Origin of the sequence: Amycolatopsis speibonae (assembly GCF_042647925.1) — a bacterium.
In the GTDB taxonomy this organism is placed as follows: domain Bacteria; phylum Actinomycetota; class Actinomycetes; order Mycobacteriales; family Pseudonocardiaceae; genus Amycolatopsis; species Amycolatopsis speibonae.
This window is the reverse complement of sequence record NZ_JBHRWK010000160.1, coordinates 58,963-77,208: the sequence shown is the minus strand read 5'-3', so window position 1 is coordinate 77,208 and position 18,246 is coordinate 58,963. Positions and strand designations below refer to the sequence as shown.

Here is an 18,246-nt window from a genome sequence, read left to right as displayed (position 1 = left end):
GCGAGCACGCGCAGGAACCGGATATCGGCGTCGTTCGCCCGCGAGGCAACCATATGGAACAAGTCGCGTTCCGGCGGCAGATGTTACGACGAACGGCGGTTTCTTGAATTGGGAAAACACGGATCGGGTTCATCTCCGCTTGGCCGCATACCGCGAATCGTGAACAGAACCCGTCGGCCCTCGCCGTAGGCATTGACCTTCTCCCGGGGCGGCAGGCGGTGCTGACCGAGCGGCACCGTCAGGGTGACGAAGCGGACTTCGAGATGAGCGGGTAGCGGGGCGCCCCGACCAGGCCGCGTTGCTCGACGAGCTCGGCGTGCCGACCTTCGCCCGCTACCGGGCGGCCGCCCAGTGGATCTCTGTCGTCGAGCCGTCGCGAACGCGATCATTCAGGGGTGACAGACGCTATAGATCAGTCCCAGGCAGTACCCGGTCCGCGACCGTCCGCATCGACCAGTGCGCCGTCGGCCGGTGCGGGGCCGGAGGGTTCTGGCTTCGAGTCCAAGCGGGAGAGCGCAAGCCCAGGAGTCCCACGCCACCGTGACGACCTTGCCGGCCACGGACCAGACAATCCACTTTGGACTGGATAGACCCTCGGTGATTATATTACTCGCGGGCTGACGCGCCGCTGATCTGCGCAAACGAACAGGAGCGCGGGACAGATCGTAAGCCGTGTCCCGCCTTCGCGTCTCAACGGGCCGGTGTCGAATGGCCGATCATAGTTCGATTTTGCCTGAAGAGGCACTTTCGATGGTGTGTGCGACGAGAACTGCGAAGGTCCATTGTAGAGTCCGAAATCGAGCCGATCGCGCCAAATCCTTGTGGTAATCTGATTGCAGAGGCGGTACTCCGTGGGAACGCTCAGGTGCGGCCTCAAACTCACCCATGACGGTTGCATCGCGGTCATCGCGGAGAATGAGCTGCTCTTCTCCGTCGAAGCCGAGAAGATCGCCAACCGCCCTCGCTACTCCCGGTTGAACTCCGTGTCGGACCTTCGGGAGTTGTTGCACGCCAATGGTATCGGCCCGAAAGACCTCGCCGCCGTCGCGGTCGATGGCTGGTTCCGCAAGAACGGGGAGAGCCAGGTCACACTGACCGACGCGCACGGTGACACCCATGCCCTCGACGTCGCCGACTACCATGACCACCCCGGCACGGACCTCGACACGTTGATCGGGGTCCTGGGCAAGGCGGACATCTTCGGTGACGGAGCACGCGAGTTTCGCAGCTGCACGCACACTACGGACCACGCGCTGGCCGGCTACTGCTCCAGCCCGTACGCCGCTGCCGGTGAGCCGAGCCTCGTCGTCATCTGGGACGGCGGCACAGCGCCGTGCCTGTACCACTTCACGCTCGATGGACCCGCGCTCCGCCCCCTCCGGTACCTGACGCCCGTGCTCGGACTGCTGTACCCGGTCTTCGCGTCAAACCTCGCGCCCTTCAGCGGGTCGAAGCAGGATCGGGAGAGCCTGCTGCTGTCGGTCTCCGGCAAGGCCATGGCCTACGCGGCACTGGGAAAGCCGTCACCGGAGCTGGTCTCCGTGATGGAACGGACCACCCGGCTGGTTCCTCCGTCCGATGTAGTCGGTCTGGAGCGGTGGACCAGGAAGGTGCTGACCAGTCCCGAGGCAGAGGGCCTCTCAGACGCGTCGCGGATGGCATCCCTGGAGGAGTACCTCGGACGGACGCTCGTCACAGCGCTGGAGACCTTCCTGAGGGAGCAGCCCGAGTACCGCGGACTGCCGCTGTGCTGTTCGGGAGGCAGCGCGCTCAACATCAAGTGGAACGCTCGCCTGCGCGCGAGCGGACTCTTCGCGGACGTGTGGGTGCCGCCGTTCCCGAACGATTCCGGCTCGGCCATCGGTGCCGCGTGCGGCGAGATGATCCGCCACACCGGTCGCTCCGCCCTGCGGTGGTCCGCCTTCGCCGGCCCCGAACTCGCACCGATGGCAGAGATCCCGCCCGGCTGGAGCGCCACTCCCTGTTCCGTCACCGAACTCGCGGCACTGCTCGTCGCAGAGGGAGAACCGGTCGTGGTGCTGACCGGTCGCGCCGAGATCGGTCCGCGAGCACTCGGCCACCGCAGCATCATCGCGCCGGCCACGACTGAGGCGATGCGGGACCGGCTCAACGACATCAAGAAACGGGAGCCCTACCGCCCCGTCGCGCCCATCTGCCTGGAGAGCCAGGCGCCGAAGGTCTTCGCGCCGGGCACCCCCGACCCGTACATGCTGTTCGACCACCAGGTGCGCCCGGCGTGGCGCGGCAGGGTGCCCGCCGTGATGCACGTCGACGGCAGCGCGCGGCTGCAGACCGTCGGCCCGGGCGATCACGTGATCTTCGCGCTGCTGACCGCCTACGAGGCCCTCACCGGCGTTCCGGTTCTGTGCAACACCAGCGCCAACTTCGAGGGATCCGGTTTCTTCCCGGACGTCGAGTCCGCCCTGCGGTGGGGACGCACGCGCTTCGTCTGGTCCGACGGCGTCCTCCACACCGCGACGACGAACGGGGGAGTGAGGTGACCGGCCAGCAGGACGAGCTCGTCCGGCTCTCCCAGGCGATGCGCGGTCCGGACCCGTACGCCGTGCTCGCCGACGTCCGCGAACGGTCACCGCTCGCGCTGTCGGACGGCCTGGTGGTGACGGGCCGGTACGCCCACTGCTCCCGCCTCCTGCGGCATCCCCGGGCCAGCAGCGGATGGGACCGAGCCCGGATCAGCCAGGGCACGCGACCGGCCAGCCGGAACTTCCTGATGCTCGATCCTCCCGACCACACCCGGCTCCGCCGGCTCGTGACGAAGGCGTTCACACCACGGGTGGTGAGCCGACTCGAGCCGGTGATCCAGGAGGAAACCGACCACCTGCTGGACGAGATCCCGGGCGGCGGCCAGGTCGACGTGGTCGCCGACCTGGCCTCGCCACTGTCCATGTCGATCGTGTGCGGTCTGCTGGGCGTGCCGGAGGCGGACCAGCCGTGGCTGCGGGAGCAGGCCGCACCGCTCGCCCAGCAGCTCGACCCGCTCCCCTTGCGGCACAACGACTCCCCGGCGGAGGTCGGGACGGTGCGCGCGGGCGTCATCCGCTACTTCGCCGGGCTTGTCGAACGTCGCCGCACCACCCCGGCCGACGACCTGATCAGCCACCTCATCGCGGTCCAGGCCGACGGAGACCAGCTCACACCGAGCGAACTGATCTCCACGTGCATCCTGTTGCTCAGCGCGGGTCACGACACGTCGGCGGGTCTCATCGGCAACGGCGTGCTGGCCATGATGACCAACGCGGGTCAGCAGGAGCTTCTGGCGAACGAGGAGGACCACGCGCCGAAGTTCGTGGAGGAAGTGCTCCGCTACGACCCACCCGTCCAGCTCGTCACCAGGGTCGCCACCGCGGAGATCGACCTCGACGGGTTCACCGTCGCCAAGGGCGACCTGGTCCTGATGCTGATCGGCGCGGCCAACCGCGATCCGGAGGTCTTCCCATCACCGGACGCGTTCGATCCGGACCGCGACCGCACGTCGTCACACCTCGGTTTCGCGGCGGGCCTCCACTTCTGCCTCGGTGCGGGCCTGGCTCGGCTGGAAGCCGCGATCGCGCTGCGGACGATCGCCCGGCGACTGGTGGGTCCGAGCCCGCACCCGCGCGGACCGCTCCGTCGAACGACCTTCAGCCTGCGCGGACCGGAAAGTCTCCCGATTCGCGTGCGAGCCCTGCGTGGAAGGACACAGCGGTGAGTCTCACCGAACTCTTCAGATCCCATGTCACCGCCCATCCCGGCGCGGAAGCGCTCGTGATGGTGTCGGACACCGGTTCCAGTTCTCTGACCTACGGCGAGCTCGACGCCCGGGCCGCCGCGGTCGCGGGCCAGTTGCTGCGCACGTGTCTCCCCGGTGACCGCGTGCTACTGCTCCACCCGTCCGGTCCGGAGTTCGTCGCCGCCTACCTCGGCTGCCTCTACGCGGGCGTGATCGCCGTACCCGCGCCTTTCCCCGGCAGGCGGGAGAACCGGCAGGAACGACGACGTCTCACCGGGATGGTCGCCAACGCTGGCGTGTCGCTCGTGCTCAGCAGCCGACGGGAAGTGGGCACGGTGGCGGAGTGGCTGACCGAGGAGGGCCTGGACGGACTGCGTTGCGAGGCTAGTGACGACCCCGGTGGCCCCGCCGTGCACCAGGTGTTCGGCGCGCAGGACGACACGATCGCTTTCCTGCAGTACACGTCGGGCTCCACCGGCGAACCGAAGGGAGTCGTGCTCACCCACGGCAACCTGACCAGCAACATCGCCGGCATGGCGCAGATGCTCGACGTGCCGACCTCGCGCCTGAGGGTGTGCAGCTGGCTTCCGCTGCACCACGACATGGGACTAATCGGAACGGTGCTTTACCCGTTGGCGCACGGTGGCACCGCCGTCCTGCTCGACCCCTCGGCGTTCCTGCGCAAGCCCTTCCTGTGGCTGAGCACGATGGACCGCTTCCGGGCGAACGTGACCGCCGCGCCGAGCTTCGCCTACGCGCAGTGCACGGAGAGGGTCACCGACGCCCAGCTGGCGGCGCTCGACCTCAGCCACGTCGAGCGCCTCGGCAACGGCGCAGAGAAGATCGACCCGGCGGTCATGAAGGACTTCCTGGACCGGTTCGCGCCGACAGGGTTGCGGCGCACCGTCTTCGGGCCCTCGTACGGTCTGGCGGAGGCGACGCTCGCCGTCGCGGTAAAGGCCGGCCACGACCCCGACGTCGAGCACTCCTCGGTCAGCTGCGGTGCCGCGCCGTTCTTCGACCTGCGCGTCGTCGACCCGGTGACCCACGAGGTCCTGGGCAGCGACCGCGAGGGCGAGATCTGGCTGAGCGGTCCGAGCGTGTCCTCCGGTTACTGGCAACGGGAGGACGACACCCGCACTACGTTCGGCAACTTCACCGCGGACGGCGATGGCCCATTCCTGCGCACGGGCGACCTCGGCGTGCTGATCGAGGGCGAGGTCCACGTCAACGGACGAATCAAGGACGTGATCGTCGTCAACGGCCAGAAGATCTTCCCGCCGGACGTCGAGCACGAACTCCGGGCGCAGCACCCGGAACTGACCGGTGTCGGCGCGGTCTTCACCGTTCCCGCGGCCGGGGGGCGCAAGCAGCTCCCGGTGGTCATCGTCCACGAAGTCCTGGAGGACGCCGGTGGACTTCCCGCGCTCGCGCAGGACGTCCTGCACACCGCCGCCAAGGAGTTCAGCGTGGCCGTCGACTCCGTCGTGTTCGTGCGTCCCGGCTCGATTCCCCGCACCAGCAGCAACAAGGTCAACCGTCCGGAGGCCCGCGCCCTGCACCTGGCTGGGGCCCTGGACCCGATCTACGGATGGAAGCCGTGAACGACGACTCGCGGACCATGCGGTTGTGGCTGGCCGAACGCGTCTCCCACCGCACGGGAGCTGACCTCTCGCGAATCCACGACGACGTCCCCCTCACCTCCTACGGTCTCGACTCCGTGGCGGCGGTGACGATCGTGGTCGACATCGAGGAGCGGTACGAGATCGTCCTCGATCCGGAAACCCTCTGGGACTACCGCACGATCGACGAGCTGGCGGACCTCGTCACCGCCCGGTTGAACGGCACGGACCTGCCATGACCGCCGAGCCGATCGCGATCCTGGGCATGGCCTGCCGCTACCCCGGCGGCGTCGCGTCCCCCGAGGACCTGTGGGACCTGGTCTCCACCGGGGTGGACGCGATCGGCGAGCCTCCCGCGGACCGCGGCTGGAGCCGCGCTCCGGGCGTGGGCGGGTTCCTCCGCGGCGCCGGTGACTTCGACGCGGACTTCTTCTCGATCAGCCCTCGCGAGGCGCTGGCGATGGACCCGCAGCAGCGGTTGCTGCTCGAAACCAGCTGGGAGGCCTGGGAAAGGGCCGGGATCGACGCGTCGGCACTGCGCGGTTCCGACTGCGGAGTGTTCGTGGGCGCCGCCGCACAGGACTACGGACCCGCGCTGGACGACCCGGCGGAGCGGGGGAGCGGGCACCGGTGGACGGGTACCTCCCCGGCCGTCGCGTCCGGTCGGCTGTCCTTCTTCTACGGACTGCGAGGTCCCGCGCTTACGGTCGACACCGCGCAGTCGTCGTCGCTGGTGGCACTTCACCTGGCCTGTCAGGCACTGCGCGCAGGAGAGTGCTCGACCGCTCTGGCGGCCGGAGCCGCCGTGATCGGCGACCCCGGTGTGTTCGCCGAGTTCGGCAAGCTCGGTGCGCTGGCCCTGGACGGTCGCTGCAAGCCGTTCTCGGCCCACGCCGACGGCACGGTGTGGGCGGAGGGCGTCGGAGTCCTCGTGCTGCGGCGGCTCGTGGACGCCCAGCGCGACGGCGACCCCGTGCTGGCAGTGATCCGCTCGTCGGCGTTGTCGCACGACGGCGCGAGCGAACGCCTGACCGTTCCCAACGGTGCCGCACAAGAGCAGGTGGTGCGCCGGGCGCTCCAGCTGGCCGGCCTCGTTCCGTCCGATGTGGACATGGTCGAGGCGCACGGCACGGGCACCGCGATCGGGGACCTCACCGAGGCACAGGCGCTGAAGGCCGTGTACGGCCACGACCGCGCGCAGCCGCTGCGGATCGGGTCGCTGAAGTCCAACGTCGGGCACGCGCAGGCCGCGGCCGGAGTGGGTGGCGTGATCAAGGCCGTCATGGCGTTGCGTGCTGGGATCATGCCGAAGACGCTGCACGTCGAGGCGCCCTGTTCGGAGGTCGACGGGTCCATCGTGTCGGTGCTGGCGGAGCAGATCGCCTGGCCGGAACTCGGCCGCCCCCGGCGTGCGGGGGTGTCCTCGTTCGGCATCAGCGGCACCAACGCGCACCTGATCGTCGAGCAGGCCTCGCCCTCACCGCCGTCCGGGACCAGGCCGGCCGGGCGGGTGCCATGGACCGTGTCCGCGAGGACGGCGGCGGCCCTGCGCGCCAGAGCCGCGCAACTCGTGACCTATGTGGACGAACGGCCGGATCTCGACGTCCGCGCCGTGGCGTGGACGCTTGCCACGGGCCGAGCGGCGCTGCCACATCAGGCGGTCGTGCTGGCCGACGACCTGGCGGGCTTCCGCGCGGGCCTGGAGGCGTTGGCGCACAACAGGCGCGCGGACAACGTTGTCCAGGGCGTGCCGGGCACGGAGGAGCTGGAGCCCGTTCTCCCACGGCTCGGTGACCTCCCGACGTACCCGTTCGAACGCGAGCACCTCTGGCTGCCGAAGACGTCGGACGACCCGGTCGCGGTCGTGGCGATGTCCCTGCGCCTGCCGGGCGGCGTCGACACGCCCGAAGCGTTGTGGGACCTCATGGCCGCCGGACGGGACGTCATGTCGGACTTCCCTCGTGACCGGGGCTGGAACCTCCACACGCTGAAGTCCTACGTGCGGACCGGCGGTTTCCTCGGCGACATCGGTTCGTTCGACGCGTCCTTCTTCGGGATTTCGCCGAAGGAGGCGCTCGCCATGGATCCCCAGCAGCGGATCCTGCTCGAACTGAGCTGGGAGGCGCTGGAACGGGCGAGCATCGACCCGACGAGCCTGCGCGGCAGCACCACCGGCGTCTACGTGGGCATGATGGAGGGCGACTACGCCTCGAACGCGTGGGCGGACAACGACGAACTCGGCGGCTACGTCGGCACCGGCAACTACCTGAGCGTCGCCTCCGGCCGCATCGCCCACATCCTCGGACTCGAAGGTCCGGCGCTGACCATCGACACCGCGTGTTCCTCGTCCCTGGTCGCACTGCACCAGGCATGCAGGGCGCTGCGCAGTGGCGAGTCCGACCTCGCGCTGGCCGGGGGAGCGACGATCATGTCCGCTCCGAAGATCTTCATCGACTTCTCCCATCAGCGCGGGCTCGCCCCGGACGGCCGCTGCAAGCCGTTCTCCGCCTCCGCCGACGGCACCGCGTTCGCCGAGGGCGCCGGGATGCTGGTGCTGGAACGTCTGTCGGACGCACGCCGCCACGGACATCCGGTGCTCGCCCTGGTGCGCGGCTCGGCCGTCAACTCCGACGGGGCCAGCAACGGGCTGACCGCACCGAGTGGCCCGGCCCAGGAACGTGTCGTCACCAGGGCGCTGGCCGACGCACGTCTCACCGCGGCGGACGTCGACGCCGTGGAAGCGCACGGCACCGGAACGAAGATCGGCGATCCCGTCGAGGCGCGAGCACTGCTCGCCACCTACGGCAGCGCGAGGCTTCCCGGCCAGCCGCTGCACCTGGGCTCGCTCAAGTCCGTCATCGGTCACACCCAGGCCGCGGCCGGGGTCGCCGGTGTGATCAAGATGGTCCTCGCGATGAGCAAGGGTGTTCTCCCCGCCAGCCTGCACATCGACGACCCCACACCGCACGTGGACTGGTCTTCCGGAACGGTGTCGCTGCTCACCGAGGCGAGGCCGTGGCCGGTGGTGGGCCGGGCGCGGCGTGCCGCAGTGTCCGGGTTCGGGATCTCCGGCACGAACGCGCACGTGATCCTGGAAGCGGCACCACCTCCACCGGACGACCACCAGCCCGCACCTGACCACGTACTGGCGTGGCCCCTGTCCGCCCGAAGCCAGGAAGCTTTGCGGGCACAGGCTTCCCGGTTGCTGGATCGGGTGAACCATGACCCGGCGGACATCGCGCACACGTTGGCGCTAGGGCGTGCGCATCACGAGCACCGCGCTGTCGTCGTGGGACAGGACCTCGGCCAGATCACCGAGGCACTCGCCGCGTTGACCGGCGGTCACGAGCACCCGGGACTGGTCCGGGGTGTGGTCACCGGTAGCGAGCCCAAGACGGCGTTCGTCTTCCCCGGACAGGGGTCGCAGTACCGGGGCATGGCCCGCGGGCTGCTGAACGGCACGGGAAGCGCCTCGCACGTGTTCCGTCGGCACGTCCACGCGTGCTCCGCCGAGCTCGCGTCGTTCGTGGACTGGTCGCTGGTGGAGGTCCTCGAGCAGCCACCCGCCGAGTTCGAGCGCGCCGACGTCGTCCAACCGGCGCTGTTCGCGGTGATGACCGGCCTCGCGGCGGTGTGGCGTCACCACGGCATCCAGCCGGACGCCGTGGTCGGCCACTCCCAGGGCGAGATCGCGGCGGCGTACGTCTCAGGAGCGCTGAGCCTGCGCGACGCCGTCAAGGTCGTGGCGCTGCGTGCCCGCGCTCTGGCCTCCCTCGCCGGTACCGGGACGATGGCGCAGATCACTGCGCCGATCGAAGTCGTCGAGACGCTGCTGGCGCGGACGTCGCTCAGCATCGCGGCGGTCAACGGACCCTCCGCGGTCGTCGTCTCGGGGAACATCGGCGAGATCGACCGGCTCATGGCCGACTGTGACCACCGCGGCGTCCACGCACGCCGGATCCCCGTCGACTACGCCTCCCACTCAGCTCACGTGGACGCGCTGGAGGACGAGATCCGGTCGCTGCTCGCGGACGTCGAGCCGCAGGACAGCGGCATCGAGTTCTACTCGGCGATGAAGGGCGCCGCGATCGACACGGGACAGCTCGACGGGGAGTACTGGTACCAGAGCCTGCGCCAGCCGGTGAACTTCCTCCAGGCGACACGTGCCCTGGCCGACAACGGCTTCGGACTCTTCCTGGAGTGCAGCCCGCACCCCGTGCTGGCAGCCGCGCTCACCGAGTCCGTCGAGGAGACGGGAGACGCCCGGATCGTCGGGACCCTGCGCAGGAACTCCGACGACGAGGTCGAGCTGGCGAGGAATCTCGCCGCACTGCACGTCAGCGGCAAAACGCCCGACTGGCACACGGTCGGGCCGGCGGGGCGTTTCGTCCCGCTGCCCACCTACGCCTTCGACCGGCGGAGGTACTGGAAGCGTCCGGGCTCGGCGAACGCCGACCACGGGAGACTGGGACAGGAACCGGCCACGCATCCGATGCTCGGTGCCGTCGTGGAACTGCCGGACGGTGGTGTGTGCTTCACCGGCCGCATCGGTCTGGAGGACTTCCCCTGGCTGGCCGACCACGCCGTCGCAGGCGTCCCGGTGCTGCCGGGAACCGCGTACCTTGACCTCGCCCTGCACGCCGGACGCCGCGCGGGCGCGTCCCAAGTGGACGAACTGGTCGTGCTCGCGCCACTCGTGCTGCGAGAGAGCGACGTTCACGAACTCAGGGTCCTCGTCGCGAAGCCCGGTGACGACGGCCGCCGCGAGCTGACCGTCCACACCCGGTCCGGGCGGGCGTGGACACTGCACGCCTCGGGGGTCCTGAGCGCGGGCCCGGCCACACCGGTCGGCACACCACCCCCACCCGGCGCGGCGGTTCCGCTCGATCACGCCTACGAACGCCTGGCCGCCGCCGGGTTCGCCTACGGCCCCGCGTTCCGGGGAGTCCAGGCGTTGTGGCGGGAGGGCGACGACCTGCACGCCGAGGTCGCACTACCGGGGGACGCCGGCGCGTTCGGCATCCACCCGGCACTGCTGGATGCCGTCCTCCACGCGTCAGGACTGGTCCCGGACGGGCTGCTCACCCGCGGCGGCGAGCTGAACCTGCCGCACTCGTGGGAGCAGGTCTCGTTGCACTCCACCGGACATCGCGTCGTCCGGGCCGACCTCGCGCTCCTCGGAGACGACCGCGCCCGCGTCACCGTGCTCGGTGCGAACGGCGAGTTGGTCCTGACCGCCGGCTCGATCTCCTTCCGCCCGATCGGGCGCGCCGCGCTCGCCCGGCTGGCCGCTGCCGACGACTGCCGACACGAGCTCCGGTGGATCCCGGCCGAGGACCCGGGTCTCGTCGCCGCAGGGCACCTGACGAAGGTGGTCGCCATGGACGGTGACGTCCACGACGTGCTGGTCCTGGTGCAGGATTTCCTCGCCGACGACCACCTCGCGGCGACGAGGCTCGTGCTGACCACCAGGTCGGCCGTCATGACCGGACCCGCCGACGCCGCCCCGGACCTCGACGCCGCGGCTGTGTGGGGCCTGGTGAAGTCGGCCCAGGCGGAGCACCCCGGCCGCCTCGTGCTGGTCGACCTCGACGAGCGGCCGTCCTCCGTCCTCCCCCGTGCGATCGACTCCGGCGAGGAGAGGTTCGCGGTGCGCGGCGGAACCGTGTTCGTGCCGCGACTGGTCCCCGTGCCGCTCCACACCGCCGAGTCCACAGTGGACCTGGACGGTGCGGTGCTGATCACCGGCGGTACCGGCACCCTGGGCAGGATCGCCGCGCGTCACCTGGCCACCAGGCACGGAGTTCGGCACCTGGTCCTCCTCAGCCGCAGCGGACCCACCGCGCTGGGCGCGCACGAGTTCGAGGCGGAACTCGCGGAGCTCGGCTGCACCACGTCGACCGTCGCCTGCGACGCCGCGGACGCCGACGCCTTGGCGGCCGTGCTCGACGCCATCCCCGCCGACCGCCCGCTGAAGGCCGTGCTCCACACGGCCGGAGTCCTCGACGACGCGTCGATCGGCAACCTCACCCGCGAGCAGGTCGCCGCGGTCATGCGGCCCAAAGCCGAAGCCGCGTGGAACCTCCACGTCCTCACCCGGTACCTCGGCCTGTCCGCCTTCGTGCTCTACTCCTCGGTCGCCGGTGTGCTCGGCACGGCCGGGCAGGCGGGCTACGCCGCGGCGAACTCGGTGCTGGACGCGCTCGCACTGCGCCGCCGTGCCGAGGGCCTCCCGGCGACCTCCCTGGCCTGGGGCTACTGGGCCGAGGAGAGCGGGATGACCGGTCACCTGACCGCCACCGACCTCGCCCGCCTGAACCGCGACACCAGCCTGCTCCCGCTGAGCACCGCGGACGCCCTGGCCGTTCTGGATGACGCGCTGCTGCACCCCGTCCCGGCACTGGTGGCCGCACGCTTCAGCCGACCGGCGAGCGCACCACGCCCGCCGGAACCTCCGGCTGCCGGGCCCGTCGTGCGGAGGCTGGCGTCGATGACCAAGGCGCGCCAGCAGAACGAACTGGTGCAACTGGTCCGCACACACGTCGCGTTCGTGCTCGGCCACACGAGCTCCGGCGCCATCGACCAGAACTCGTCGTTCCGGGCGCTGGGCTGCGACTCGCTCGCCGCGGTGGAGGTGCGGAACAGGATCGCCGCCGCCACCGGTCTCCGGCTGCCCGCGACGCTGGTCTACGACCATCCGACACCACTGGCCCTGGCCACCCACCTGCGCACGAAGCTGGCCGCGGAGGACGACACCGCGACCGCCCTGAGCGCACCTCACCCCGCGACCGTCGAGGACCGCATCACCGCGGTGAGCGACGAGGAGCTGTTCCAGCTGATCGACGAGGAACTCTGATGCCCGAGGACCAGAAGCTCGGCGCGTACCTGCGCCGCGTGACCGCCGAACTGTTCGAGACCCGCGCCCGGTTGCGGGAAGCCGAGGGCCGGCAGCACGAGCCCATCGCGATCGTGGGCGTCGGCTGCCGGTATCCCGGGGGAGTGACCTCACCGGAGGACCTGTGGGAACTGGTCTCCGCTGGCCGTGACGCGATCTCGGACTTCCCGGACGACCGCGGCTGGGACACGTCCCGCACCTCCTCCAGAGGAGGTGGCTTCCTCCACGACTCGGCGTCGTTCGACCCGGAGTTGTTCGGGATCTCGCCGAGGGAAGCGCTGGCGACCGACCCGCAGCAGCGGTTGATGCTGGAGGTGGCGTGGGAGGCCCTGGAACGGACGGGCATCGATCCGCACTCGTTGCGGGGGTCGAACACCGGCGTCTTCACGGGCGTCGGGCACAGCGACTACGGCGCGCGGTACCTCGCGAGCGGAGCCGACGGCGGAGAGCTGGAGGGCTATCTCGGCAGCGGCAGCGCGCACAGTGTCGTGTGCGGACGGATCTCCTACACGTTCGGTCTGCACGGCCCGTCGGTGACCGTCGACACAGCTTGTTCCTCCTCGTTGGTGGCGATGCACTGGGCCATGCGATCACTGCGGTCGGGGGAATGCGATCTCGCACTGGCGGGCGGGGTGACCGTGATGTCGACGCCCGCGATCTTCGTCGAGTTCTCCCGGCAGGGAGCGCTGTCCGCGGACGGCCGGTGCAAGTCGTTCGCGAAGGCTGCGGACGGCACGGGCTGGTCGGAAGGCGCCGCGTTACTGGTGCTGCAACGCCTTTCGCAGGCCCAGGAGCAGGGGCGCCACATCTGGGGAGTGCTGCGAGGCAGCGCCGTCAACCAGGACGGGGCGTCCAACGGGCTCACCGCTCCGAGCGGACCCGCGCAGGAGCGGGTGATCCGGTCGGCGTGGGCGGACGCCACCGTGCCCGGCGACACGGTCGACGTGGTCGAGGCGCACGGCACCGGTACGCGCTTGGGAGATCCCATCGAGGCCCAGGCACTGCTGGCCACCTACGGGCAGGGCCGTGACGAGCCGGTGCTGCTCGGGTCGGTGAAGTCCAACATCGGGCACACCCAGGCGGCGGCCGGCGTGGCGGGCGTGATCAAGATGGTCATGGCCATCCGGCACGGTGTCGTACCCGCGTCGCTGCACGTGGACGAACCGACGCCCGAGGTGGACTGGGAGGCCGGGGCCGTGCGGGTCGCGGATCGGACCGTACCGTGGCCGCACACCGGGCACCCGCGCCGGGCCGGGGTCTCCTCGTTCGGCGTCGGTGGAACCAACGCGCACGTCATCGTCGAGCAGGCTCCTGAAGCCGACACCACGACAGCGTCCCAGGTCCCCGGCACCGCGCTCGTCCCGTGGATCATCTCGGGAACTTCACCGCAGGCCGTTCGCGCTCAGGCTGGTCGGCTCCTGGGCGCGCTCGCCCTCCAGCGCGACTGGTCGGTCGCGGAGGTGGGCCGGTCGTTGCTCGACACGCGGGCTACGCTCGGCTGCCGTTCGGTGGTGCCGGCAGCGGAGGCCGACGAAGCGTTGCGCGGGCTGGAAGCGCTGGTGGCGGGCTCCGTCGACGTGGTCCCGGCCGGAACGACCAAGCCCGGTCTCGGGTTCGTCTTCAGCGGCCAGGGATCGCAACGGCTGAGCATGGGCCGCGAACTGGCCGAGGCGTTCCCGGTGTTCGCCGAGGCGTTCGGCGAGGTGTGCGCCCTGATGGCCGAGTTGGGCGGGACACCGGGACTGAGGGACGTGGTCTGGGGTGATGACGCATCCACTTTGGACCGCACGCCGCACGCTCAGGCCGGGTTGTTCGCGTTCCAGGTGGCGCTGGTACGCCTGCTCGACTCCTGGGGCATCAGGCCCGACCACGTGATGGGCCACTCGCTGGGCGAGGTGACGGCGGCCTACGTGGCAGGCGTGTGGTCGCTGCCCGACGCGTGCCGGGTGGTGGGTGCGAGGGGCTGGTGGATGAACCGCGCGCCCGGTGGCGCCATGGCGTCGATCAAGGCTTCCGTCGCAGAGGTGGAAGAACTGCTGACCGGCACGTCGCTGACCATCGCGGCGGTCAACGGACCTTCGTCCGTGGTCGTGTCGGGACCAGTCGGCGAGGTGGGAGCGCTGGTGGAGTCGGGGGCGCGGGTCCGGCGACTGCGCGTGAGCCACGCCTTCCACTCGCCGTCGATGGACTCGGTGCTGGCCGGCTTCCAGGACGATATCCGCGAGGTGGTCTTCCACTCGCCTCAGATCCCGGTGATCACAGGCGGGGACGCCGGACGACTCACCGAGCCGTCCTACTGGGCCGGGCACATCCGTGCCACTGTCCAGTTCGGACGGTGCGTCGAGGAGATGCTGGGCACGGGGGCCGGGCAGGTCCTGGAGATCGGCCCGGACGGAACGCTCACCTCACTCGTCGCTGCCGCGGTGGAGGACGGACAACAGGCGGTGGCGGCGATGCGTGCCCGCCGCCCGGAGCCGGAGGAACTGCTCTCCGCGGTGGCGCGGCTGTTCGCGCACGGCACCCCTGTCGACTGGCGCTCCTGGTTCTCCGGTGACCCGGCGCGGACCGTGGACCTCCCGACCTACGCCTTCCAGCGGCGTCGGTACTGGCTCGACGCCCCGAAGGCAGCGAGCTCGTCGTCGGCGGTAGGGCTGGAGCCCGGCGACCACCCGCTCCTGTTCGCGCGGCTGGAGACCGGTGAAGAAGGCGTCACGGTGTTCGCGGGGCGCTGGTCGCCGGACGACCAGTCCTGGATCGACGATCACCGCGTCGCGAACCGCACCGTCGTCCCCGGCACGACCTTCGTCGAGCTGGCGCTGCACGTGGGCCGGGTGACCGGCTTCCCGTTCGTGCAGGAGCTGGTCCACCACGTTCCCCTGGCGCTGGACCGTCCTGCCGCCATGCGGCTGCGGCTCGAACCCGCGAGCGCGGACGGCCGGAGAGGCCTGTCCGTGCTCGCGAGGTTCACCGACCACGAACCCTGGGTGTGCCACACCACCGGCACGATGTCCCGGCTTCCCGAAGGTCCCGCGTCGGACCGGTTCGCGTTCGCCGCAGCGCAATGGCCACCGCCGGATACCCAGGAGCTCGACCTGGCCGGCCTCTACACCGAGGACGCACGGGCGGTGGGCTTCGACTACGGACCGACGTTCCGAGGTGTCACCGCCGCCTGGTTCCGGGGCCGGGACCTCTACCTCGAGATCACCCCGCCCGAACGCCTCGTCACCTCGGGCTACGGCCTTCATCCCGCGTTGCTCGATGCCGTGTTCCACCCCGGACTCCTGGCGAGGGGCCCGATCGCCGTCAGCGAGCCGCTCCTGCCGTTCGCCTGGTCCGACGTGCGGTTGCACCAGTCGGGCGCGACCAGCCTGCGCGTGCACGTCGCGTGGCACGACGACCGGCTTTCGATCACCGTGGCCGACGACGAAGGCGATCCCGTGCTCGGTGTCGGCTCGCTGGTGCCGCGACCGCACGACCTCACCCGTACCGCATCGCGTGCCGCCACATCGCTGTACCGCCTCCGGTGGATGGGCGTTCAAGACGAACTGCCGATGACCTCTTGCACCTGGTACCCGCCTGCTGCCGATCCTTTCGGCCTGGCGCCGCACCTGGCGGAGGCCGGATCGGCCGGCAGGGGACCGGCGGTTCACCTGCTGTGCGTCGAGGGCGGTGCCGATCCCGGTGCCTGCACGGTGGACACGTTGCACGCGGTCCGGCAATGGCTGAACACCACCGAGGACCCGAGCGCGCGCCTGCTGGTCGTGACAAAGGGCGCCGTCGCGGCGGACGGGCCGGCGCGCGACCTGGCAGCGGCGGCGGCGCGCGGTCTGCTGCGCAGTGCGCAGACCGAGAACCCCGGCCGCATCACGCTTCTCGACCTCGACGACGGCACTGGAGTCGTCCGGGCGCTGCGGTTCGCCGCCACGACCGCCGAGCCCGAGGTGACCCTGCGCGCCGGCCGGCTGCTGGTGCCCAGGCTGGCGACGACACCCCCGGCGCCGCCGAACGAGGTCGATCCGAGCGGTACCTTCCTCATCACCGGCGGCACCGGTGCCCTCGGCGGCGTGCTCGCCAGGCACCTGGTCGCGACGCACGGAGTCCGTTCTCTGGTGCTGGCGAGTCGCCGCGGCACCGGCGCCGCGGGACTGCGAGAGGAACTCGAGGCGCTGGGAGCCAAGGTAACGTTCGTGAGGTGTGACGTGTCGGACGCCGTCGCCCTGGCCGGCCTAATCGAAGCACTGCCGTCGGACCAGCCGTTGCGCGGTGTGTTCCACCTCGCGGGTGTGACAGCGGACAGCACGATCGACGCGATGAGCGAAGACCACGTGCGGCGGGTTCTCAAGTCCAAAGTAGATGGAGCGCGGAACCTCCACGACATCACGAAGGCCCACGACCTGTCGGCGTTCGTGATGTTCTCCTCGGTCTCGGCTCTGGTCGGCGCGCCAGGGCAGGGCAACTACGCGGCGGCCAACGCGTTCCTGAACGCACTGGCGACCCACCGCCAAAGCCTGGGCCTCCCCGCCCAGTCCTTGGCCTGGGGCCTGTGGGCGGAGCAGAGCGAGATGACCACCAAGCTCGCCGGGACCGACCGGACACGACTCGCCCGCGCCGGAATCTGCCCGCTCGGCAACGACGAGGGCATGGACCTCCTGGACGCCGCCATCGCGGACGGCGGTGCCGTGCTCGCCCCGGTGTCCCTGGACGTGACCGCCTTGCCCGCCGACGTTCCGCTGTTCAGAGCCCTCACCAGTGCCCGGCCGCGACCCTCGGTGGTGACGGCCGAGCCCGAGGGGTCCGACGAACTCCGCCGGCTCACTGCCCTGTCCGGTGAGCAGCGGAGGGTCGCCGTCACCGACCTCGTGCGCGGCCTCGCCGCCTCGGTGCTCGGGCACGCCGACGCGAGCGAGATCACCGGCACGGTCTCGTTCCGGGAGCTGGGTTTCGACTCGATGGTGTCGGTGGACCTGCGCAACCGGCTGAACCGCGCGACCGGCTTCCGGTTCCCGGCGACGGTGGCCTTCGACCACCCGAACGTCGAGGCGCTGGCAAGCCACCTGATGAGCAAGATCGGAGGGAACGCGGGGGCTCACGACACGACTCTTGCGGCGCTCGTCGGGCAGGTCGTCCGCGCGGGCAGGGCGGCCGAGGCGCTGCAGCTGATCGGGACCGCGGGGAGCGTGCGCTCGATGTTCGGCGCGGACCGGCCTCCGGTGGAGCCGACGGAGCTGGTGAAGTCCGGCGGAGCGCCACAGGTCGTTTGCCTGCCGCCTCTCGGGGCCAGGTCAGGAGTGCAGGACTACTACCGCCTCGCCGACGCCCTCGGTCCGGCCGTGTCCGTGTCGGCCCTCGCACTTCCGGGTTTTCAGCAGGGAGAAGAACTTCCCGACTCCCTCGAAGCGCTCGTGGCGGGCACCGCCGCCGCTGTGCGCGGGAAAGCCGGTGGCTCCGTCCTGATCGGACACTCGTCGGGAGGCTGGCTGACGCACCTGGTCGCCGAGCATCTGGAACGCGAGGGCTCACCGGCGGCGGGTGTCGTCCTGCTCGACACCTACCTGCCGGGATCGGACGAGATCAACGCCATCCTGCCCGAGCTCCTGCACGACATGCTAGAAGGCCCGGACAGCGCCGCCGCCGTCGGCCAGGACCGGCTCACGGCGATGGGCTGGTACTTCCGCCTGTTCGCGGACTGGACGCCGAACGCGCTGAGCGCACCGACGTTGTTCATCCGGCCGAGCGACCCGCTGCGGGAAGCGCACCGTTCGTCCGGCTGGCGGGCGAACTGGCCGTTGCCGCACGAGAACGTCGAGGTCGCAGGTGACCACTTCACGATGATGACCACGCACGCTGCCGACACCGCCGCAACGGTGTCGACGTGGATCAAGGACCTGAAGGGGGCACGCGTACTTCACAGCTGACCACGGGAACGGCGGGAACATTCAGTCGCACGCCGGGCGGCTCGGGGAGTACGTCAGCCGGCT

The 18,246-nt window shown here is 70.5% G+C and carries 4 protein-coding genes and 2 pseudogenes; all 6 read left to right on the top strand.

Annotated features, from left to right (window positions below):
* The first annotated feature begins 851 nt into the window (after window positions 1–851).
* Entirely contained in the window at window positions 852–2,522 is a 1,671-nt protein-coding gene (locus ACFOSH_RS43635; RefSeq protein ID WP_378247626.1) for a carbamoyltransferase N-terminal domain-containing protein, read from the top strand.
* On the top strand, window positions 2,519–3,730 hold the full coding sequence (locus tag ACFOSH_RS43630; RefSeq protein ID WP_378247624.1) for a cytochrome P450: 1,212 nt from the start codon (window positions 2,519–2,521) through the stop codon (window positions 3,728–3,730). Before ACFOSH_RS43635 ends, ACFOSH_RS43630 begins: the two co-directional genes overlap by 4 nt.
* Window positions 3,727–5,355 (top strand): fatty acyl-AMP ligase, encoded by a 1,629-nt coding sequence (locus tag ACFOSH_RS43625; protein ID WP_378247622.1) that lies wholly within the window; start codon window positions 3,727–3,729, stop codon window positions 5,353–5,355. The genes ACFOSH_RS43630 and ACFOSH_RS43625 overlap by 4 nt, the downstream gene beginning before the upstream one ends.
* Entirely contained in the window at window positions 5,352–5,612 is a 261-nt protein-coding gene (locus ACFOSH_RS43620) for an acyl carrier protein (protein WP_378247620.1), read from the top strand. The genes ACFOSH_RS43625 and ACFOSH_RS43620 overlap by 4 nt, the downstream gene beginning before the upstream one ends.
* 5 nt (window positions 5,613–5,617) lie before the next feature.
* Window positions 5,618–12,229, top strand: a pseudogene (locus ACFOSH_RS43615) (type I polyketide synthase); the annotation flags it as partial.
* Window positions 12,229–18,183 (top strand): annotated as a pseudogene (locus tag ACFOSH_RS43610) (SDR family NAD(P)-dependent oxidoreductase); the annotation flags it as partial. The pseudogenes ACFOSH_RS43615 and ACFOSH_RS43610, both read left to right, overlap by 1 nt.
* Between the last annotated feature and the right edge of the window lie 63 nt (window positions 18,184–18,246).